Genomic DNA, 21,664 nt, shown 5'->3' with positions numbered 1-21,664 from the left:
CCCTGGCGCGCGAGATTCACCCCCTTATCTTCGCTCTCGTCAACGCGCTGACGTGGAGATTCAACCTCTGGCGCGCTGGCGCGCGAGATTCACCCCCCGGCTACGAATTGCAACGGATTCGGCATGAACAGCAGCACAAACGTGATTAATCCCACGATGGCAAGCGTGGTGTGCGCTGGTCCAATCCGCGACACATCATTCAACGGCGGCGGATGGCGCGGCCCGATCAGCAACCCCAGCACTCCCCACAGCAGCCAGTTCGGCGCCACGAGCGTTCCGAGCAGAACGCACCCGCCAATGAACGCATACGCCAGATAGTGGGCATACTCGCCGAGCAGCGCATACGCCACATGCCCGCCGTCGAGTTGACCGATGGGCAACAGGTTGATCATCGTCACCAGCAGCCCAATCCACGCGCCCCAGGCGACGGCGTTCAACTGCACGTCCACCCCATTGCCCGGCAGGAATTGCCCGAACACCAGGTACTTCGCCGCCGCGTACAGGATCGAGTTTCCTTCCTGAATGTAGCCTTCCGCCGGCGGCGGACCGACCGGCGATGTCGCCAACCCGTAGAACAGCAGTGGAATGGCGACAGCCAACCCGGCGAGCGGACCGGCAATGCCGATCTCCAGGATCGTCTTGCGGTCGAGCATCGGTTCGCGCTGAACGATCACCGCGCCGAGTGTGCCGGTAAAGGTGATAATGCCGAGACCGGGGATCGGGATCGGCGGCACAGGAATGAAGTACGGCAGGCTAACCGGCGCGCGCCGCAAGCGCCCGACGACATAGTGCCCCATCTCGTGAACGAACAGAATGCCTATGATCGTCGCCGAGAAGGGGATGCCCGCCACAATCCCCGCCGGGTTGCTGAACACATCGATCCCATCGTAGAGCGCGCCAACCATGAGGGTCGAGAGAATCGTGATCAAAAAGAGCGCTACCGGCAGCGCCACGTTGGGTTTGGGCGCCGAAACGACGAACGGCAGCGCCATGAGTTCCACATTGTCGCCGGATGCGCGCAGGAATGGCGTGAACCCCAGCGCCTCCATGCGCGCCCGAATCTGCGGGTAGATTGCGTCGGCTGGAGCGTGGAGACTGCCGACCATCGTGAGAACGCCACGGCTATCCCAGGCGTATCGTTCGATGGTCATCAACCCATCGAGCGCCAGGCGCACCCGTCCCATCAGTTCGAGCCGATCAAGGGTGTCGGTTACTTGTGCGTCCACATATCGATCCTTATCTGTATGAGAAACCTGCGATGTCGCATGATACCAGCGATTTGGGAATGATGGTGCGCCCGGCGGGGCAGGCATGATATGGTCAGGCGGCAGTCCGCCGCGCCGCCCGACGCGGAACCGTCGGGCTGATCGCGTGAAGGGCGCTGACGCGCCCTTGCCCAGGTGTGGACGCATGCCTGGAACCAGCCCTGCGCGAGCGGGGTTTCGCGCGTTCTGCGCGGGCTATTCCGCCGCCGCTTCTTCTTTTCGGGGGCTGCCCCAACCGCGCGGGCTTATGTCTGTGTCCCTGTTCACACTCGTCCCGACGCACAGGCGTCAGGTGCAGCATCGCAAGGCGGCGGGGCGCCGGGTGTTGGCGCGTGCTGAGACCATTCCGCCGCCGCTGCTCCTTTTCGGGGGCTGCCTCGACCGCGCGGGCTTATGTCTGTGTCCCTGTTCACACTCGTCCTGACGCACAGGCGTCAGGTGCAGCAGCGCGAGGCGGCGAGGCGCCGGGTGTTGGCGCGTGCTAAGACCATTCCGCCGCCGCTTCTTCTTTTCGGAGGCTGCCCCGAACCTCCGTTGTGGGCGACCGGCGGGCATCGTTTCCCCCGACCATGAACAGTTCCTCGTCTTTTTGTGGCGCGGGGCATCGGCCATGCCAACGCCCTTCCAACACCATAATCGGGAGCGCCGCTCTGCCGATGGTCGAATGGGAACGGAGGTGTTCACATTCCGCCCGCCTGCAACATTCAACGCGCGACGTCTTCTTCCGGCTCGGCAATCGTGATCAGCCGGTGAGTCATCTCGACCGTGCCATCGGCAAGGACTTTATCGCCAATGCACGAGATCATGGTCACTATTTCGCGTCCCTGCGGCAGCATATAGTGGACTTCGTCCGGTTCTGCCCAGACCTGCCGGGTGACGATGTAGCGATGCGCCTTGCCATTGGCATCGATCAGCACCACCGGAGCGCCGAGACGCAACTCCTTGAGGCGCGCGAATGGCGCAGGAATGTGCGGCGCCTTGCGGAAGCGCAACACATGTCCCCAAAGCACGATATTGTCGCCCTGCCCTGGCAGTGCGCCCAGTGTATACCAGCCCACATCATGGTCCGGCACGATTGGAACGCGGTCGGCGTCGAGACCGACCGGAATCAGGGCGCGATCCAGGTCGATGGCGTCGATAACCAGGCGAACCGGCGGCGCCGCCGCCGGTCGTGGTGTTGGGATGGGGGAAGGGCGTGCTGTTGGCGGGAGTGTTGGTGCAGGTGTGGCGGTTGGGAGGATGGTTGGCAAGACAGTTGCAGTCGGCGCCGGCGTTGGCAGGGAAGTCGCCCTGGGCAGCGCGGATGTGACGGACAGCGGCGCTGCGAGCGCTTCAGTGCGCGCATCAGGAACGGACGGCATCTGAACCTGTTCAGCGCCGCATCCGGCGATGAATAGTCCGGTCAGTATCATTAACATCCAGCGAATGGAAAGCATTGCGTCTTCTCCTCTTCTGCGTCGGCGAAATCAAAAAATAGTCCGCTCTGTGCCTTCTGCGCCTCTGTGGTGATATGACAGGAGTTACATGGTTGGCAGGACGGTTGCGGTTGGCGCCGGCGTTGGCAGGGATGTCGCCGTGGGCAGCGCGGATGTGACGGGCAGCGGCGCTGCGAGCGCTTCAGTGCGCGCATCAAGAACGGACGGCATCTGAACCTGTTCAGCGCCGCATCCGGCGATGAACAGTCCGGTCAGTATCATTAACATCCAGCGAATGGAAAGCATTGCGTCTTCTCCTCTTCTGCGTCGGCGAAATCCCAAAATAGTCCGCTCTGTGCCTTCTGTGCCTCTGTGGTGATATGACAGGAGTTACGCGGTCGCCTCACGGATGAGCCGCGTGATGGCTCTTTTTACCTTTGGCAGAGTGGTGCTTGTCTTCTTTTGTGGTGGGGTGCAGCCGCAAACCCGCTGCGCCTCCACCGCCTTGATTCGGGAGCGCCATGCTGCCGCAGGCTCCGGCAAAGCCAGAACATGCGCTGCTGTGTCATACCAATGACCTGTGACCATCCGGCATGGTCACCCCGAGCAGCGCGAGGGGTCGTGCGCGACCCGCTTCGATTCCTCGCTGCGTTTACCCTGAGCGAAGCGAAGGGCGCGGAATGACAAGTCGCGGCGCGCGGCATGACCCGCATGCGGCATCGTCAAGCGTCATTGGTATAAGTTCTGTCAAGAAACGAACGCGCCGGCCCTCAGCGTTCAACCCGGCAGAACAACAGTCTCCGTCGTCGTTTTGTACGGACGAAACCCGCGCGCCTGATAATTCGCCAGCGCGTAAGGACCGTCGAGCGTGCAGGTGTGCACCCAGACGCGCCGGGCGCCATCATCGAACGCGCGCTGCACGCCGGTCGAGAGCAGGTGCTTCCCCAAGCCGCGCCCGTGGAACATTGGCGCCAGCCCAAAATATGCAATCTCGACATCCGGTTCTTCCGATTCAGCGTTCAGTTCGATATATCCGGCTGGCGTGCCCTGCACAGAGAGCACCAGCAGCGTGACCGACGGACGCGACAGATACGCCAGCAACTGCTCGTCGCTCCAGTCGAGGCGCATCGTCCAGTGGTACGTCTCGCCGACGGCGCGGTACAGAAAGCGATAGAATGCCGGAAATGGAACGCGCGACTCAATCACCGTCACACTGGGGTCGGTGGTAAACCAGGGGCGGAATGCCGTCCGATCTGGCAGTTCGAGATAGGTGGTGACGACCGTCACCTGGCGGGTGGTTGTCATAGAGCGCCTGTTGCAAACGCATGCCGCACAATGATACTGCACGACTATACCACAACCGGGTTCGCGCGCAAAGTGTTGCGCCTCGATGGCGGTACGTTGGCGCAACCATGTGTGGTACAATATGAATTGTGATGTATTGCACGGGTCGTTTCTGTGAACCCGCCATCTGTCCGCGTCCACTGCCGACCGTCTATCGCCGATCGCTGAACGCAAGCGCCATTTTTGTTTAAGGGAGCGCCTATGAGCACCACACCGCACCGCTACCCCGATACCGCGTGGTCGTCCCTGCTCGCCGGGCGCGCCGGCGAGCGTGCAGAACGCGGAACGCTGATCTACACCCCGGATCACGCTGCCAACGATCTCTTCGTCGTGCAATCGGGGATGGTGAGCCTCCACCTTCGATCCGGCGAAGGGCGGGTACTGACGCTGCGCATCATCGAAGCCGGTCAGGTGTTTGGGCATGTCGGCGCCGGGGACGACACGCACTACGATACCTTCGCGGAGGCGATTTCGCCGGTGCAGTATGTGCGCATTCCATGCGGCGAACTCGTCGATCTGCTGGAGCAGACGCCGGAACTGGGCATCGCACTGGTTGAGGATATGGCGCAGCATCGCGCAGTGGTCAGCCGACGGCTCGACGAAGTGGCGTTCAAGTCGGTGCCGGCACGCCTGGCGTCGTTGCTGCTCGACCTTGCCCGCCGCCACGGAGGACCGCACGCTGCCAGCGTGCCGCGCCACAGCCATCGCCAACTCGCGGAGATGATCAACGCCTACCGCGAGACGGTGACGAAAGTGATCAATCAATTCCGCGATGCGCGCCTGCTTGAAATCGACCGCTCGAGCATTACGCTGGTGAATGTGCGCCGCCTTGAGGAACTGGCGCAGAGTTGACCAGCATCCGTTCGCTGATCTCCCACAGGCGCGCGGCTGCGTCCATATCCTGCGCCTGCGGCGCGGGCGACGTTGCGCGCGACTTGACGAAATACCTGCCGCTGACGGTTGCCACTTCAGGCGCCGTCGCCAGATAGATCGATGTCTGCGCGCCTTCTTCTGGACTGATTGCCCACAGACGCTGCATGAGCGCCATCAGCCCGCCCCAGAGCGCGCCATTGTTGTGCGCAAACCGCGTTGCAACAAACCCCGGATGCAGCGCGTTCGACGTGACGCCTGAACCTTCCAGTCGGCGCGCCAGTTCGTTCGAGAACAGAATATTCGCCAGTTTCGATTGCGCATACGCAGCCCAACCGTTGTAGCCACGGCTGAATTGGAGATCGTCCCAGCGCATCCGCCCGTTGCGGTGCGCATCCGAAGACACATTGACGACCCGCGCCGGCGCGCTGGCGCGCAACGTATCGAGCAGCAGATTGGTCAGCAAAAAGTAACTCATATGGTTCAGCGCCCAGGTCATCTCGATGCCGTCAGCGCTGACCTGGCGCGAAGCGAAAAAGCCGCCGGCGTTATTGACCAGCACATCGAGCCGCGTATGGCGCTGCGCGAACGCTTCGGCAACCGAGCGAACGCCGGCCTGCGACGAAAGATCGGCAATGAGCGGCTCGACATCGACGCCGGTCGCCTGTTTGATACGCGCGACCGTCGCCGCAGTGCGTTCCCGGTTGCGCCCGACGATCACGACGTGCATCCCGCGACGCGCCAGTTCGCGCGCGGTGACTTCGCCAATTCCCGACGTTGCGCCGGTGACAAGAGAGACAGGTGTGTGTGCCATTGATGGAGTTCCTTTTGCTATGGAGCGACGCGCCTGAAGCGCAGCGTTCAGGCTGCCGCACGGTCATCGCATGGTACCACGAGGCTGTATCCTTTGCTGCACGCGGAGCGGCATTCTGAGCGAAGCGAAGAGTGCCACGTCCGTTGTCCTCACAAGAGGGTACGTTCTCGTTTGGTTTCTGGATGATGGCAGGCAGTATCGCTGGCGCTGCGCCGCAACGTGTCAGCCTGGTTATTCTTGATTTTCTCAATTACAGATGCTATATCGTGCTCTTTTATTACCATGCATCGAAGATATGCGAAATGAGACCGATGCTTTCCCGAAAAGATGTTGACACATCCATGTCGGAGTTGTATACTATGCGAAGGAATTAGAAATCTCATGCGCCTGCTCGCGCGGAGGGATTCTCCGGCAATCCGCCGGATGGTGAGGGGCGTGTCATAGCAAGAAGGGCGTGAGCGTACCGCAGCGACTTCGGGAAGGTGCGAGCCGAAGGTAAAGCGCGTCCGGGTGCGGCTATGACATCTGCCAGGGAAAACCCGTTCACGGGGCGAACCTGGCCGTTGCGCGCGTTAAGCGTTTCGAGTGAGCACAGCGCGCGCTGCACTGTGCTAAGCGGGGTGGTACCGCGGGTTGTGGTCAACCCGTCCCGGCGTGGTCTTCGACCGTGCCAGGACGGGTTCCTTGTTGAGCGAGGAGGAGCCAGTGACCACGAAAACAGGTATTGATCGACCAATGGACAGAACGGCGCATGGGTTGACATCGCTCCGCAATGGCGTCAAGACGTTGCCCTTAGCGCCAATGCGCGACAATTCCGAGATTCGGACCTTGATCGACCGAGTGCTGCCGGTAGTTGACGAATGGCGCGAGCATTTGACCGTCAGCATTGGGCGAGCGACAGAACTGACCGGCCTCAAGGATACGCAGATTCGCTATTTTGAAGAACTCTACCGGCAGGATCGCGATCCGGCCGCGTCCTCTGGCGTCACTCGCTCCTACTCGCTGACCGATCTCCGTCGGTTGGCGGTGTTCGCCGAACTGCTGAAGGAAGGGTATCGTCCGGCGCAGGCGGCAGAGATTGTCCGTTCGTTTGCAGACGCGATCGATTATGGCGCAGCGTATACTGTCGCTGATGCATTGCGTCGCGAAGGCGATGCCATTACCGATGGCTTCTTGCTGTCGCGCCTGGCAAGCCAGGTGATTTTTGCGGCGCAGCGAGAGATCGGTGAGCGTCTGCCCGATGCCCGGATTATTGCGATGTTTCTTGTCGAGCGGCGTATCGACGGCGTCTCAGCAGAAGAGTTTGTAGACATTGCGAGAGATATTGCAACGCATCCCCAGAATGTGCTGGTTGCCGTTGATCGCGCCGCCGTCATTGGCAACGAGTCCGACAGCAGCGAGAGTGTGTGGAGTGATGATGAAAGCAGCATTGTGCTCTTCTATAGCCGCGATCCCTGGAGTGTTCCTGTGCCGGATAGGGCGCAATTCTGCTATTACCGTCCGCCTTCAACGCCGGATGCCACGGTTGTCTTTATGGTCGAGTCTGCCGGGTATCGCAGCATTCCGCCAGAACTCACGGTTAAGACGTCGGCTCGCGATCATCTCCTCGACTGGATGGTGCGCATGTGCCTGTCCATCTTTCCTGAGTTCCGGCAGGCGACGCGCGCGCACAATTATCGCTATCGTTCCGACGGCTATCGCCTGGCGCACACCCGCCAATCGCTAACCCGGCTGATGCACCGGGTGCGTGACCTCATTTTCGGCGACGATGCTGATGTGAGCGTGGCCTGTTTGCTCTTGCCCGACGATCTCTACAAACCGATGTATCTGTCGATCCTGGCGCATGCGGGGTACCCGGAAGCGCGGGCGCGGCAGGCACGGCTCATGCTCTACGGCGAAGGTGAAGGATTGAGTGGGCGCGCCTTCAATGCGCGCGAGCCGTTTCTGACCCTCGATGCTGAACAGGATCTGCGGGTGTTCGGCGCTCAGGACGAACGCTGCAAGGTGGCGCTGGCGGCGCCGCTTTTGTCACACTGGGATACGCATCCGTTCGGGGTGCTCTATCTGGCGTCGCAGCGCCCGGCTTCCCCGCTCTGGAGCGAAACCGCCTTCGTTGCGCTGGTCTTCGGCAACATTCTCAGCGAACTGCTCGGGCGTTGGTGGTTGACGCGCCTGCGCCGCAAACATGATAATCTGCTGCACCGGTATGTGGCGGAGTATATTCGCTGGTTCAATGGAATGGATATGCACGGTCCTGAGTTCAACGAAGGTTTGCAACAGATCGAGCGGATCTGGGAACGAATTGCCGTAACATCTGCGAGTTCCGGAAATGTGCGCACTGTCGTGGAACGCCTGTCGCGCCAGTATGTGACACTGGTCGTGCTCGACATCGATCGCAGCCGTCAGTTGCACAGTCGCGGCGATGAACCGTTTCTGCTCGCTGCGCAGCGCCATGTTCACCAGGCAATTGCTCAAATCCTGCCCGATGTGCGGGGGTACTGGTTCAAAAACGATCATACGCTGCTGGTTCTCGATGGTTATGCGCCGGAGGAGGCAATCGTCCTGATCCGACGGATTGCCGGCCGGGTGCAGATGGTGCCGGTTGTGATCGAAGGAAGAACCGAACGCACGACGGTGACGATCAGCGCGGCTCTTAAGTCGTTGTCGTATCAGGAACTCTACGATCTTTCCCACCATGATCGCGAGGTGCTGCGGTCGAGTCTAATGACGATTATCGACACTATTTATGAACAGACGCGAGGGTGTGAACGGACGATCAAGGTGTTTCAGCACGGCGTATGGGAAAAAGTGTGAGGGGTTGCGCCTGTTTGCGTCAAGCAGTGTGCGACGGCAACGCGCGCTCCGTATGTGTCGTGCTCTACCCGTGAGCGCCTGTTTCTCCGACAACCCGATCGCCGGTTCTGGCGCCGCTTCCGGCGGCGCTTCTTTTTTTAGAAAATCTCTACTTGACTCGTGTATTTCTCTACTATATGATATAAGTGCGTATGAGCGCACAGGTTCTCCGGCATCATTCTTGAATTTTCCAGGCGAATTCCATGATATCGATTATCGATCGAGATTGTCCGTATCCTCCCATATCATGGAAGGAGCAAGGTCGTGGACATTCTGTTATCGATCCGGGTTGTCGGAGGTATTGTCGGTTTTTGGATCTGCTTCTTTCTCGGTAGTCGCACCGCATATCATCCCTCAATGCGGTGGTTGCGCTGGTCATTTGTCTTTGCCGGTTTCCATTTCCTCTTTGTCGCGCTTGAGTCTCTGCTCACATCCACGACATCCACCGCTATTTCACTGCTCTGCTGCGCAACAGGCCTGATCGCCATCGCCTTCTGGCATGGATGGCTCGTCGGAGTGCGCGGGCTTGCGCGCACCGAGCGCATCGTTCGCAAGGTTCACCTCGGCGTGGCGGTCGATTACGCTCTGGTTGGCGTGGTTATCAGCCTCATTCCCGCAGATGGGACCTTCATCGCGCCAATCATCGATCCCCTGGTTGCGCCGGTTCTTATTGGCGTCTACCTGGCAGGCGCGCTCTCTCATATCTGGGTGATGACCTGGCGACTGCATCATCGCGAAACGATCCCGGTCGCGTGCGCAGCATCCAGAGCGGTGCTGATCGCAACGACGATCATCGGTGTGAGCGTCATCGCGGTTGCCGCCGGTGCAGCACTGCGGCAATCGCTGCCAGAGGTCGTCCTCCTGATCGAGCATGCGGGGTATGGAGCGCTCAGTGGCGGCATGGCGCTGATGGGGTATGGCGCACAGAGTTATACCGAACGCCATATGGGACGAACCAGAGGTCGTGATTACCTGTTCAGCGGGATTGCCAGCCTGGGTATCGTGGGCGTGTATGAGGGTGTCCTGATCGCATTTTGGCTGGCGACATCGAAGGTCTGGCCAGCCCAGCAAGCGCTTGTTCTGGGGATCATCCTGATCCCTGTGATTGTTGCCACACACTTCGGGTTCGATCAACTGCGCGATATGCTCGACTGGTTACGTTTCGGCGCATCGGTGCGGCGGGTGCGCGGCACGTTGCGCACGATCACGCGACAGATCGGCTCTGCGAAGCCGCGCGATCAGGTGCTGCGCGATGTGCTACAAGCGTTGGCGCATGCGCTGCGAGCGGAACGCACTGCCATCTTCTGGTTCAAGCGGAGTGAAGCGCATCTGCTTGCCGCATATGGTCAGAAGCCGGACTCGCCGGTGCAGGCGGACGCTCTCTGCACCGTCCGGCTGAAACCGCTCAACGGATTTGCTGGCTATGAGGACGTTCTGCCGCTCTGCACCGGTCGCAAACAGCACGGCGCCCTCCTGATTGGCGGTTCGGACTGCCGGCGGTGGACGCTGGATGAACGCGAACGCCTGGAGGCGATTGGGGTGCTGCTTGCCAATTATATCGCGCACACGGCGTCTGAACCGGTCACCATTCCGCAGCATCTTCACCGTCTCGAAGAGCAGACGCGCGACGTGCAGGCGCTGCACGCCACACTGGACCAAGGGCGCTCTCCATCGGTCTTCATCACGACGCTCGGCTCATTTCAGGTCGAGGTGCGGGGGCAACCGGCATCGTACAAGGCTGTGCGTGTTGGCCGCCACATGCTCAATGGCATGCTTATGTATCTGGTCGCCAATGTGGACAAAACTGTCAGGCGCGATGCGCTGATCGAAATTGCCCTCGATCATCGCCGCGGTCGAAAGCCGGACGATGTCTCGTCGCCGGACGGCGCGCACTATATTTCCGGGTTGCGCAAGATTCTGGAGCGCTGGGGCATGGCGGATGCGTTGGAAATCAGCGACACGACGGTGATACTGAAGCGGCATCCATCGTGGACTACCGATACGGATCAGGTGGTCGAACGGTATTGTCGCGCAAAACAAGAAATCGCCAACGATCGGATTGATCGTGCCATCCTGTGGCTCAAAGAGGCGCGCGCGCTGTTCAAGGGCGATTACCTGCCGGATTTCGATGCTGCCGATTATCGTATTGAGGAGACGCTCAAATGGGAGCGTGAACACGCAGAGATTGAACGTCTCCTCCTCAGATGCTACGCAGATTGTCCAGATGACGCCATCAAGCACGAGGCGCTCGACACAGCGCACTCGATTCTCAGTCGGTATGAAGACGATGGCGACATGCTGCGCAGCATCGAGCGTGTCGCGCAGCGCTTCCAGGATCACCGGCTGCTTCAGCGGTGTCGAGCGCTCCTGTCGGATTGCGCCACATAACCGCTGGATATGTGCTCGCTGTCATGGTGCGCGCACCTCACCTCCCGCCCCGCTCCCGCGTGCCGCTTTGGGGATCATCGGGGATCGCGTGGGATCACGGAGGCGCCCGTTGGTGAACTCCCCTCTCCCGCGTGCGGGAGAGGGGCAGGGGGTGAGGGGATGGCTTCGACCGGCTGCGCCGGTGGCGCGGTGACGAGATGGCTTCGACCGGCTGCGCCAGTCTCGCAATGACGGCGAACACCGGCACGTCTGCGAGGGGATTGCTTCGACCGGCTGCGCCGGTCTCGCAATGACAGCATGAACGGACTCTCTCGTGGGGGTCCGGGCGGATCGAATCCCCCCGCGCGCGCAGCGGCATGCCCGCCGTGGGACCGTGGGACAGGTGCGCGCACCTCACCTCCCGCCTCGCTCCCGCGTGGGGATGAGGGGCGAGGGGATGGCTTCGACCAGCTGTGCCGGTCTCGCAGTGACCGCGCATCCCGGCACGTCTGCGAGGGGATTGCTTCGCCGCCTGCGGCGGCTCGTAGTGACGAGATTGCTTCGACCGGCTGCGCCGGTCTCGCAGTGACGAGATTGCTTCGACCGGCTGCGCCGGTCTCGCAGTGACCGCGCATCCCGGCACGTCTGCGAGGGGATTGCTTCGCCGCCTGCGGCGGCTCGTAGTGACGAGATTGCTTCGACCGGCTGCGCCGGTCTCGCAATGACAGCATGAATGGCCTCTCTCGTGGGGTCCGGGCGGACCGAATCCCCCCGCGCGCGCAGCGGCACGCTCCACCGCAGGACGGACGCGCGCGCGGCGCCGGTCGCCCCGCTCCTGCGTGCCGCTTTGGGGATCATCGGGGATCGCGTGGGATCACGGAGGCGCCCGTTGGTGAACTCCCCTCTCCCGCGCGCGGGAGAGGGGCAGGGGGTGAGGGAATGGCTTCGACCGGCTGCGCCGGTGGCGCGGTGACCGCGCATCCCGGCACGTCTGCGAGGGGATTGCTTCGCCGCCTGCGGCGGCTCGCAGTGACGAGATTGCTTCGACCGGCTGCGCCGGTCTCGCAATGACAGCATGAACGTCCTCTCTCGTGGGGTCCGGGCGGACCGAATCCCCCCCCGCGCGCAGCGGCACGCTCGGCGGCGGTGGGATAATGTGTCGTGCTAGCATACTAGTATAGTATGCACCGGCATGCCCGCCGTGGGACGGGCGCACGCGGCGTCGGTCTCCCCGCTCCCGCGTGCAGAAGCGGGGCATAGGGTGAGGGTGCAACGGCGCATCCCAACGCTATGCATGTCTTTTGCTGTTGCATACATCGTTTTCAAGGCATAGGGTGAGGGTACAACGGCTCATCCCAACGCTATGCAGTCCGCCAGTCTCGTGCGCGTGGTCCGCTCTTGAACGGGCGCTCACAGGGGGGCGCCTCGACCGATCCCAGTTTTTAGATTTAGCCATTCTACCTGTCATGTTCCTGAACGGGCGCTCACAGGGGGGCGCCTCGACCGATCCTACGGGCACGCGCGGGGAACTCCCCACCGTTGGTGCGGTCGTTCACGCATGGTGACCGATGATCGCTCCTCAAGGGCGTCGGTTTTTCTGGATGTTCATCAATCTCGGTCAGGTGTGCGCAGGAAATGGAGATTGTCTAAAAAGAAAACCCAAAGTTGTCGGAGTTTTTCAATATCTCACAGAATTACTCAGCCATATCTCACTCGTTTCTCAGAAAGGCTCTCTAGAATGAAGCCGACACTGCTGCTCGCGCCGCTCATTCGGAGCAGCGCCGTTCCAGCAGTGGCAGGGAGGCAACGATGACTACGTCTGTGCACCCCGCGATCCACGAACGGCTCTTTCGCCCTCACCCGTACATCGTTGGCGTCAAGATCGTCGTTTGCCTGGCACTCGGCGTCGGCATGATGCTCGCCGGCATCGTCCACGCAACCGGTGCAGCCTTGCTCTTCGCGCTCGCGCCACTGTTCCTGGCAGCACGCATCGCGTACTGCGAACTGGCCATGACCCTCGTCGTGCGTGGCGACACACTGTTGTTGCGGCAGGGGTGGTTCTTCTGGCGCGAGGAACAGATCCCGCTGCATCGCGTTGATGTCCTGATCACTCAGAGCCTGCTCGGACGTCTGTTCGACTATGGGCGCCTCACGATCACCCGCGATGATGACGTTCTGATCGTGCGCAACGTTGGCGAATTTCGGCAGTTGAAGGAGGAAATCGCTCGTTTGCAGCGCATTCCGGCGTTCTGGAGGGTGCCATGAAGCGTTTTGCGCTCACACTGCTCACACTGGCGCTGATTATACTGCTGCTTGGCAAGAGTGCGTCGCGTCTGGCGGAAAGCATCTCGCTCTGCTCCATCGGTCTGGCGCTGGTGCTGGTCGAGCGCATCCTTGTCGCCATCCGTCGCCGGGTGTCGTCTGGGGTGAGTTTCGTCGCTTGCGCCAGAGCGGTCCATCGGCTGCGACAGGCGTCGCGTACATCGGGGATGCGCCGCGCCAATGCGCCTTGTCGCGTGTTTGACGATACCACCGTAGCGCCGGCGCGCGCTGTCATGCGGGCAAGAGCGCAGCATCATGCTGTCCCGCATGGTGTGTCGGGGGATCGGGTACTGGCGCGTCTCCGTCGGACTGCACTGCACGAGGTGCTGCTGGCGCGCGATGAGTACACCAATCGGTGCGTCATTATCAAACGAACGCTTCCTGGCGCACCGACTCACGATCTGCGTCGTGAAGCGGGCATGCTCTTCTGGCTCGAATGGGCGCGGCTGCCCATTCCGGCGCCGCAGTATCTTGCCTATGACGAGCGTGATGGGCGTAGTACGCTGAAGATGACGTTCATCGATGGACAAACGATTGAGGAACTGGCAGGCGCGGGGCGTCTTGCGCTCTCTTCGCTCGTGCATCTTCTGGCGCGAACATGTGTGGCGCTTGATGCGCTCCATCGCGCCGGATATGTGCATCAGGACATCAAGCCCGCGAACCTCATTCTGGATCAGAACGGCACGCTGGTGGTGATCGACTGGGGTTCGGCGCGTTGCTACAATTTGCCCTACGATCCGCGCTCGATCACCTGCACGCCGGAATTTGCCAGCCCGGAGCAGTTGCAAGGGTTGGTGCTGCCGGGCAATGACCTGTATGCCATCGGGAAGACTCTGGCGGCGCTCGTGCCCGCGCCGCCGCCAGCGCTGGCGCGGGTCATTGCGCGCGCCACCGGTCCGTTCGCGCATCGCTACGCCACCGGCGCCGACCTGGCGCAGGCGCTGCTGGCGGCGGCGCAGTGATGCAGTGGGCATCAGGAGGTGAGGAGAACGTCTCGCGTTTAACGTTCAGTTCCTCCCCGCCAAAGACTTTAGGGGCGCGCCGTCGGTGCACGTGGGGCGCGCCCTATGCATCCGTTTCGAGACCCGGCGCGTCGCTGAGGGAGACATGCCTGTCATACGGCTCAGAAGCATGGTGGGAGCATGCTCGTGGATCGCCGCAGAGCGCAACCGATGTTCACGGATCAGTCCTCAGACCTTAGTTCTCTTTACGCCACGTCCCAACATCTGGTATGCTATTAGGTGATGAAAGCACTGATCATTTCCGATGTGCACAGCAATATCATCGCGCTGGACGCGATCTGGTCGCGCGAATGCGATGCCGATGCCGTCTACTGCGCCGGCGATCTCGTCGATTACGGGACGCATCCACGCGAGACGCTCGCCTGGATACGCGCCCATAACGTCGTGTGCGTGCAGGGCAACCACGACCGGCAGGTGGCGGAGACCTTTTATGAACCGGCGCTCTGGCACATCACCGACAGCGCACTCCAGTGGCGTCACCACAATGCCCGGCGGTTGACGGCGGCAGACGCCGATTTCCTGATGTCGCTGCCGGAAGCGGTAACATTCGAGATCGACGGCATTCGCTATGGCATGACCCATCTTTACCGCAATTACGAACTCATTCTGAGTCGTCATGCCTATCATTCATTCTGTCGGGTGCGCTTCCCAGATCAGGAGATCGACCGGTTGATCCTGGGGCATACGCATCGCCAGGGAGTTATGACGCTCGGCGAGCGCGAGATCTGGCTCAATCCCGGCAGCGCCTCCTATCGTCGAATGGACGATCCGGATCGAGAAGCGCACTACATCGTTATCGAAGATGGAATCATCTTGCTGCGCAGCGTGCCCTATGATTATGGCGCGGTCTATGACGACGTGATGCAGCAACGTCTGGCAGCCGACGAGCTGCGCGTCGTGCAGTGGTTTTTCGGTCCGCGTGATTAGCAGCGGCGGAACAGCGGCGTTCCGTCCACGTGCAAGGAGGCAGGTATGGCAGAGCGCAAACCGGAAGGATACCTCAACGGTCGTCCCCTCCACCCGGAAAGCCTGATGATGAGTTACGGCTACCGCCCCGAATGGTCGGAGGGCGCCGCCAAAATCCCGATCTTCCAGACCTCGACGTTCATTTTCAAATCGGCGGAAGAGGGCAAGGCATTCTTTGAACTGGCGTATGGTCTGCGGTCACGGCGCGACGGTGAGCAGATGGGGTTGATCTACAGCCGCCTCAACAATCCCGACCTCGAAATCCTCGAGGACCGGTTGACGCTGTGGGACGAAGCCGAAGCGGCGGCAGTCTTTGCGAGCGGCATGGCGGCCATCACCACTACCCTGCTGACGTTCCTGCGCCCCGGTGATGTGTTGCTCCATAGCGAACCGGTGTATGGCGGCACCGACTTTCTTTTCAAACATGTGCTGCCGCAGTTTGGTGTTCGCGCGGTCGGTTTTCGCGCCGGCACGCCGCCAGAACAGGCGGAACTTCTGCTTCGACGCTTGGGTCTGACCGAACGCCTGGCGATGATCTTTATCGAAACTCCTGCCAACCCGACGAACGATCTGGTTGACATTGCGGCGTGCGCGGCGCTTGCGAACCGTCTGAGCAGCGTGCGGCGCATTCTGGTGGCGGTGGACAACACGTTCCTGGGACCGCTCTGGCAGCAACCGCTCAACCATGGCGCCGACCTGGTGCTCTACTCAGCCACCAAGTATATCGGCGGCCATAGCGACGTGATAGCGGGAGTCTGCCTGGGAAGCCGCGAATTGCTGGATCAGGTCAGGGTTTTGCGCACGATCTTCGGCACCATGGCGGGACCGCACACCGGTTGGTTGTTGCTGCGCAGCCTGGAGACGCTCAAATTGCGCATGACTGCTCAGATGAAGACTGCGCGTCACGTTGCGGCGTTCCTGAAGACGCACCCGAAGGTGGCGCGTGTTCGCTACCTGGGCAACCTGACTGAAGACGACCCGCAGTACGAGATATTTCAGCGCCAGTGCAGCGCGCCGGGGAGCATGATTTCGTTCGAGGTCGTCGGCGGCGAGGCCGAAGCCTTTCGTTTGCTGAATGCGCTTCAGTTGATCCATCTTGCTGTCAGTCTGGGAGGCACCGAATCGCTTGCCGAGCACCCGGCAACTATGACGCACGCCGATGTCGATCCTGAAGAACGGATCGAATTGGGCATTACACCGGCGATGATTCGGCTATCGATTGGCGTGGAACACCCGGAAGATGTGATCGCCGATCTGACGCAGGCGCTGGAAGCAGTGTGAGGATCGACACAAACCGGTTATGCGCCGGTGATACAATAGCATTCAACGGTTGATCGTCCGGTTTTGCGATCAGTCCGTCGTCCGCGAGGTCAGGGTGTTTGCCGAGTATGGCAAGCGTCTTGACCTGCTATGCTTAATGGTGGGTTGATGATGGCGTGGTTGTTGCCGGTCTTCATTGCGTTTCTGCTGATCGCGGCGCTCATGGAAACCGCCGTCGCACTGTATGCGTGGCGCCAGCGTATGACGGCCGGCGCTACACAATTGGTTTTGCTCATGGCAGCGGCGATTGTCTGGACGCTGGCATACGGGTTGACGCTGATCAGCGCGTCGCTGCCGACCAAGCTGCTCTGGCTTGGCGTCGCGCACCTTGGAATTGTATTCCTGCCCGTCCTGTACCTGCGTTTTGCCATTGCTTACACCCGGCGCGCTGCGTGGCTGTGGCGCTGGCGCGGCGCGCCGTGGTACATCGTTCCGATTGCGACGATTGCGCTGAACTGGACCAATACTGCGCACGGTCTCTATTATCAGGATGTCGCGCTCCTTCAGGACGGACCGTTTGTGCTGTTGCATGTCACGCCTGGTCCGTGGATTTGGGTCTTCGCCGTGTACAGTTACGCTTTGATTGCGTCAGGAGCGCTTGTATTCTGGCGCGCGTCGCGGGAGGCGTCGTCGTTGCAGCGCGGCCAGGCGACCATGGTGGCCATCAGCGCCTTTGTGCCCTGGATTGCCAACCTGCTGCAACTGCTTGAATGGCATCCCCTGATGCCGCTGGACATCACCCCCCTTGCGCTGTCCTTTTCAGGTCTGGCGCTCCTTTGGGGCATGTTTCGCTACCGCCTCTTTACGCTGGCGCCGATCGCGCGCGAGTATGTGGTCGAACTGATGAGCGATGCGGTGATTGTGCTTAATGCGCGCAATCGGATTATCGACATGAACCCGGCGGCGCAGCGTCTCTTCGCGCCCGATGGCGGTTCGCTCTTCGGTCAGCCGGTCGAGACTCTTCTGAAGCCCTGGACTGCGCTGTTGCGGGCTTGCCATGAGCCGGGTGAGCAGGTTTTGGAGATTACATGGCAGCAGCGGATATTTGAGGTCAAAATCACTCCTCTCATCGGGCAGGAAGGTTCGGTCAACGGACGGCTCTTGATCTGGCGCAATATTACGCAGCGCAAGCACAAACAGGCGCTGCTCCGCAATCGGCTCCATTTTATTCAGTTGATCCAGCAGGCTGCCAACGATTGTGTGCGCTGCGAGGTGGCGCAGATCGATGATCAGATCATCAGCGTGCTCGAGAAAGTCGTCCGATTTACCGGCGTTGAGCGCAGTTACCTCTTTTTGATTGCACCGGAAGGCGATCACGCGATCAGAACGCACGAATGGGTCCACCCCGCCGTCCTCTCCAGCGGTGGCAGGCGCGGCCGGCTCAATCTCGCTGAGTTTATGCCGGTGATTGAACCGATGCGGCGTGGCGAGATCGTTGTGATGCAGCGGCGCGATGTGCCGGAGACGCCTGAGTATGAGGCAGTGCGGCGAGCATTCAATGACTTCGGCATTCAAACGGTGGTCGGCATCCCGCTGTTCATTGGCGCGCAGTTCATCGGGTGGATCGGCTTTGATACGGTCTTCCGCGAGTTCGAGCCGTCTGACGCGGTCGTTGAGGCGTTCCAACTGACCGGACAGTTGATCGCCAGCGCCATTCATCGCCAGCGCATCGAAGCCGCGTTGCGTCAGCGCGAACAGCACTTTCGTTCGCTGTTCGACAACATGTTTGAGGGCGTGGCGCTCCACCGACTGGTGCGCGACGATAATGGCAGAATGATCAATTACGAGATCATCGACGTCAACGTCCAGTATGAACGCATTCTCAATCTTCGCCGTGAGGACGTCGTTCATCGGCTTGCCACCGAGGTCTACGGAACGCCGGAACCGCCATACCTGGCGGAGTTCGGCGCAGTGGCGGCGACCGGTCGCCCGGCGCATTTGGAGGTCTACTTCGAGCCGATGCAGAAGCATTTCTTCATTTCGGTCTCTCCGCTGGGACCGGATCAATTTGCGACGATTTTCTTCGATGTGACGGCGCGCAAGCAGGAAGAAGCCGAACGTGAGCAGTTGCAGACGCAATTGATGCACGCACAGCGCCTGGAAGCGATTGGACGGCTGGCAGGCGGCGTGGCACACGATTTTAACAATATCCTGACCGTTATCAGCGGGAGCGCCGACCTGGCGCTGACGACGCTGCCATCCGACTCGCCGGCATACCCGGATATTCAGGCGATCCAGCAGAGCGCCAGGCGAGCCACCCATCTGGTGCGTCAGTTGCTCACGTTTGCGCGTCGTCAACCGAGTCATCCGCAGACGATTGATGTCAATGCCCTGATCGATGGCATGGTTCCACTCATCCTGCGGTTGATTGGGGAGGACATTCGCCTGACCTGGATGCCGGCGCCGCATCCCTGTCCGATCCGCATCGATCCCCATCAGTTCGAGCAGGTGCTGATGAACCTGATCGTCAATGCGCGTGATGCCATGCCGGAAGGCGGCGCGCTGGTGATTGCCACGTCGCAGACGGCGCCGACCGGAGACATAGTAGTGGAAACGCCATATATCCGCATTTCCGTGCAAGATACCGGTGTTGGCATTCCTGTCGAGGTGAAAGCGCACATCTTTGAGCCATACTTTACCACGAAAGCGCCTGGACAGGGCGCCGGTCTGGGTCTGGCGACATGCCTGGGCATTGTGCAGCAACACGCGGGATTCATTCGCTGTGAGAGCCAACCGGGGCAAGGCGCACGGTTCGATGTCTATCTGCCCTATGCCTCTGGTGAATCGTCCTATCACCAGGATGCCGAACTCGACTCCCAACCGGAGCGTGGTCAGGAAACGATCCTGGTAGTCGAGGACGAACCGGCGGTTCGGAGTCTGGCGGTGCGTATTTTGCGCGATCATGGGTATACCGTCTTCGAGGCGAGCAATGGGCGGGAAGCGCAGCGTGTCGTTGAAACACTGCCTGGGCATGCGCTGCATCTCCTCCTCACCGATCTGGTCATGCCAGAAATGAGCGGCGTCGAACTGGCGACCTGGGTTCAGGCGCGTTGCCCTGGTGTGTCTGTGCTGTTTATGTCCGGGTATGCCCGTCAGGTGACGATCAACCGCGATAACCCCGGCGTTGCGTTTTTGCAAAAGCCGTTCAGTCGCCGTACCTTGCTGAGTCAGGTGCGTTGTCTGCTCGATGCAGTGGCAGTGGAGACGTCTGGATGAAACCTTTCTGACCGCCCCTCTCTCGACGCGCGCCAGGAGCGGGTGGGGACGCCAGGAGGCGAGAGGCAGGCGGCGCCATACCCGCGCGCATGGGGGCGCCTCGCCGGCGACGCGCGCCGACCCGCCTGCGTTTGCGCCATGCCTGCGCGCATGGGGGCGCCTCTCCCCATGTTGCACTCTTAACCTTCGACCTCCCTATCGTATCACCGGTGATTCACCGGTGAATCACATGAGTATCAGCCCGACTGTATCGGCAGGCGTCTGAGGCTCGACTATAATGGTGCTGGTCTGCTGCGCTGCGTGAGCAGGGGCAGTAAACCCTGGTATCATACCAATGACCGGTGACCATCCGGCATGGTCACCCCGAGCCGCGCGAGGGGTCGTGCGCGACCCGCTGAGATTCCTCGCTGCGCTCGGAATGACAAGTCGCTGCGCTCGGAATGACACGCATGCGGCATCTGCAAGCGTCATTGGTATCATTTCAGTCACGTGTCATTCTGGTATTGAAGGAGCAACGCAGTGAAGATCCCCTTTTTGTATTGGCGTCAGATAGCGCTCATCGCGCTTCTGGGCATATTGACGCCACTGTTTGCCGCGTGTGGCGGCGCGCCCGCATCGCAGGGAAGCACACCACCGACGGCCGTGATCAACGCGCCGACGTCGCCGCCGGTTGTCTCTCCAGCCAATCCTGCATCGCCATCACCAACGGCAGTCGTAAGTGATCCGACCGTCGCCCCTCCCCTTCCGCCGCCGACCGAAACGCCGGTTGAGTTGACGTTCCCGCTGACGTTGCCCCAAACGGCGCACGGTGTGGTTGCACACCTGTACTACACCGATCGCGAACGGGTGCTGACGTTGACGGAAATCGCAGGATATACCTGGGTGCGCCAGCAGATTCAGTGGAAGGACATTGAAGGACCGGAACCGGGCGATTATAAATGGGGAGAACTCGACAACATCGTGAACGATGTTGCTGCGCGGAACCTCAATCTGCTGATCAGCATCGTCAAAGCGCCCTCGTTTTACAATCCGACCAACGGCTTGCCGCGCGACCCGGTGACGATGGGCAATTTTGTCGAGGCGATGGTGAAGCGGTATGGCACGAAGATCAAGGCGATTGAAATCTGGAACGAACAGAACCTGGCAGTCGAAAATGGCGGACGTGTGACGGTCGAAGATGCCGGGCACTATGTTGAAATCCTGGTCGAATGTTACAAGCGGATCAAGGCGGTGGAGCCGCGCATTTTCGTCCTGGCGGGAGCGCCATCGTCGAGCGGCGTCGATGAGCCGTCGCTGGCAGTTTCCGATGAGCGCTACTACCGGGCGATGTACGAGTATAAGGGTGGATTGATCAAGGACTATTTCGACGCGCAGGCGGTCCATCCGGGCGGGGCTGCCAATCCTCCCGACACCCTCTGGCCCGAAAAGCCGAGTTATATCGAGGGGTGCAATCCTGCGCCGGATCGATGCTGGAATGACCATCCGACCCACTACTTCCGCCACGTCGAAAATGTGCGCAAGTTTATGGTTGAAGAAGGGGTCGGCGATCATCAAATCTGGATCACGGAGTATGGTTGGGCGACGCCAAATGATACGCCGGGGTATGAGTTTGGCAACTATGTCTCGCTCGAACAGCAGCGCGACTACATTATCAGTGCGATGCGACGCATTGATGAACTGTACCGTACCCCGGACGGCAAGCCGTGGGTAGGTGTCGCATTTTTGTGGAACATGAACTTTGCGGTTCTCTGGGGCGCACAGGGAAACCCGAACCACGAGCAGGCATCATTCGGCATTCTGAACCCCGACTGGAGTCCGCGCCCGTCGTTCCTGGCGATTCAGAGCTATCTGGCGGCGCGTAAGCAGAATTAGGGGAAGGGGGGGAGGGGT

The 21,664-nt window shown here is 60.8% G+C and carries 14 protein-coding genes; 9 read left to right on the top strand and 5 right to left on the bottom strand.

From position 1 onward, the window contains the following. Window positions 1-89 precede the first annotated feature (89 nt). From RCAS_RS19085 to RCAS_RS19070, 4 genes are all read right to left on the bottom strand, one after another. Window positions 90-1,226, bottom strand: coding sequence for a site-2 protease family protein (locus tag RCAS_RS19085; RefSeq protein ID WP_012122154.1), 1,137 nt, complete (start codon window positions 1,224-1,226; stop codon window positions 90-92). A gap of 743 nt (window positions 1,227-1,969) precedes the next feature. Beyond that, complete coding sequence (locus RCAS_RS19080; protein WP_012122153.1) at window positions 1,970-2,701, bottom strand: class F sortase; 732 nt, start codon at window positions 2,699-2,701, stop codon at window positions 1,970-1,972. Window positions 2,702-2,785: 84 nt separating this feature from the next. Continuing rightward, window positions 2,786-2,986, bottom strand: coding sequence for a hypothetical protein (locus tag RCAS_RS19075; protein ID WP_041331113.1), 201 nt, complete (start codon window positions 2,984-2,986; stop codon window positions 2,786-2,788). A gap of 471 nt (window positions 2,987-3,457) precedes the next feature. After that, entirely contained in the window at window positions 3,458-3,985 is a 528-nt protein-coding gene (locus tag RCAS_RS19070; protein ID WP_012122152.1) for a GNAT family N-acetyltransferase, read from the bottom strand. A gap of 240 nt (window positions 3,986-4,225) precedes the next feature. On the opposite strand from RCAS_RS19070, the gene RCAS_RS19065 reads away from it, so the two are divergent. Beyond that, window positions 4,226-4,876, top strand: coding sequence for a Crp/Fnr family transcriptional regulator (locus tag RCAS_RS19065; protein WP_012122151.1), 651 nt, complete (start codon window positions 4,226-4,228; stop codon window positions 4,874-4,876). On the opposite strand, the gene RCAS_RS19060 is transcribed toward RCAS_RS19065, so the two are convergent. Next, on the bottom strand, window positions 4,830-5,708 hold the full coding sequence (locus RCAS_RS19060; RefSeq protein WP_012122150.1) for an SDR family oxidoreductase: 879 nt from the start codon (window positions 5,706-5,708) through the stop codon (window positions 4,830-4,832). The genes RCAS_RS19065 and RCAS_RS19060 overlap by 47 nt on opposite strands. A gap of 705 nt (window positions 5,709-6,413) precedes the next feature. On the opposite strand from RCAS_RS19060, the gene RCAS_RS23475 reads away from it, so the two are divergent. The 8 genes from RCAS_RS23475 to RCAS_RS19020 all read left to right on the top strand — a co-directional run bounded on the left by RCAS_RS23475 (window position 6,414) and on the right by RCAS_RS19020 (window position 21,646). Next, window positions 6,414-8,522, top strand: coding sequence for a MerR family transcriptional regulator (locus RCAS_RS23475; protein WP_232280065.1), 2,109 nt, complete (start codon window positions 6,414-6,416; stop codon window positions 8,520-8,522). A 303-nt stretch (window positions 8,523-8,825) separates the two neighbouring features. Next, window positions 8,826-10,949 carry a hypothetical protein gene (locus RCAS_RS19050; protein ID WP_012122148.1) on the top strand — a complete coding sequence of 708 codons (2,124 nt, stop codon included), beginning with the start codon at window positions 8,826-8,828 and terminating at the stop codon, window positions 10,947-10,949. Window positions 10,950-12,737: 1,788 nt separating this feature from the next. After that, window positions 12,738-13,193 (top strand): PH domain-containing protein, encoded by a 456-nt coding sequence (locus RCAS_RS19045; RefSeq protein WP_012122147.1) that lies wholly within the window; start codon window positions 12,738-12,740, stop codon window positions 13,191-13,193. After that, window positions 13,190-14,212 (top strand): serine/threonine protein kinase, encoded by a 1,023-nt coding sequence (locus RCAS_RS19040; protein WP_012122146.1) that lies wholly within the window; start codon window positions 13,190-13,192, stop codon window positions 14,210-14,212. Before RCAS_RS19045 ends, RCAS_RS19040 begins: the two co-directional genes overlap by 4 nt. 282 nt (window positions 14,213-14,494) lie before the next feature. Continuing rightward, window positions 14,495-15,199: a metallophosphoesterase family protein gene (locus RCAS_RS19035; protein ID WP_012122145.1), complete on the top strand. Its 705-nt coding sequence runs from the start codon at window positions 14,495-14,497 to the stop codon at window positions 15,197-15,199. Window positions 15,200-15,244: 45 nt separating this feature from the next. After that, on the top strand, window positions 15,245-16,519 hold the full coding sequence (locus RCAS_RS19030; protein WP_012122144.1) for a cystathionine gamma-synthase family protein: 1,275 nt from the start codon (window positions 15,245-15,247) through the stop codon (window positions 16,517-16,519). Window positions 16,520-16,666: 147 nt separating this feature from the next. Beyond that, a complete protein-coding gene (locus tag RCAS_RS19025; protein ID WP_232280064.1) occupies window positions 16,667-19,774 on the top strand; it encodes a histidine kinase N-terminal 7TM domain-containing protein in 3,108 nt (1,035 codons plus the stop codon). Window positions 19,775-20,293: 519 nt separating this feature from the next. After that, window positions 20,294-21,646: a hypothetical protein gene (locus RCAS_RS19020; RefSeq protein WP_012122142.1), complete on the top strand. Its 1,353-nt coding sequence runs from the start codon at window positions 20,294-20,296 to the stop codon at window positions 21,644-21,646. The last annotated feature ends 18 nt before the right edge of the window (window positions 21,647-21,664 follow it).

Origin of the sequence: Roseiflexus castenholzii DSM 13941, from assembly GCF_000017805.1 — a bacterium.
Lineage (GTDB): Bacteria > Chloroflexota > Chloroflexia > Chloroflexales > Roseiflexaceae > Roseiflexus > Roseiflexus castenholzii.
This window is presented reverse-complemented; position numbering and strand designations above follow the sequence as displayed.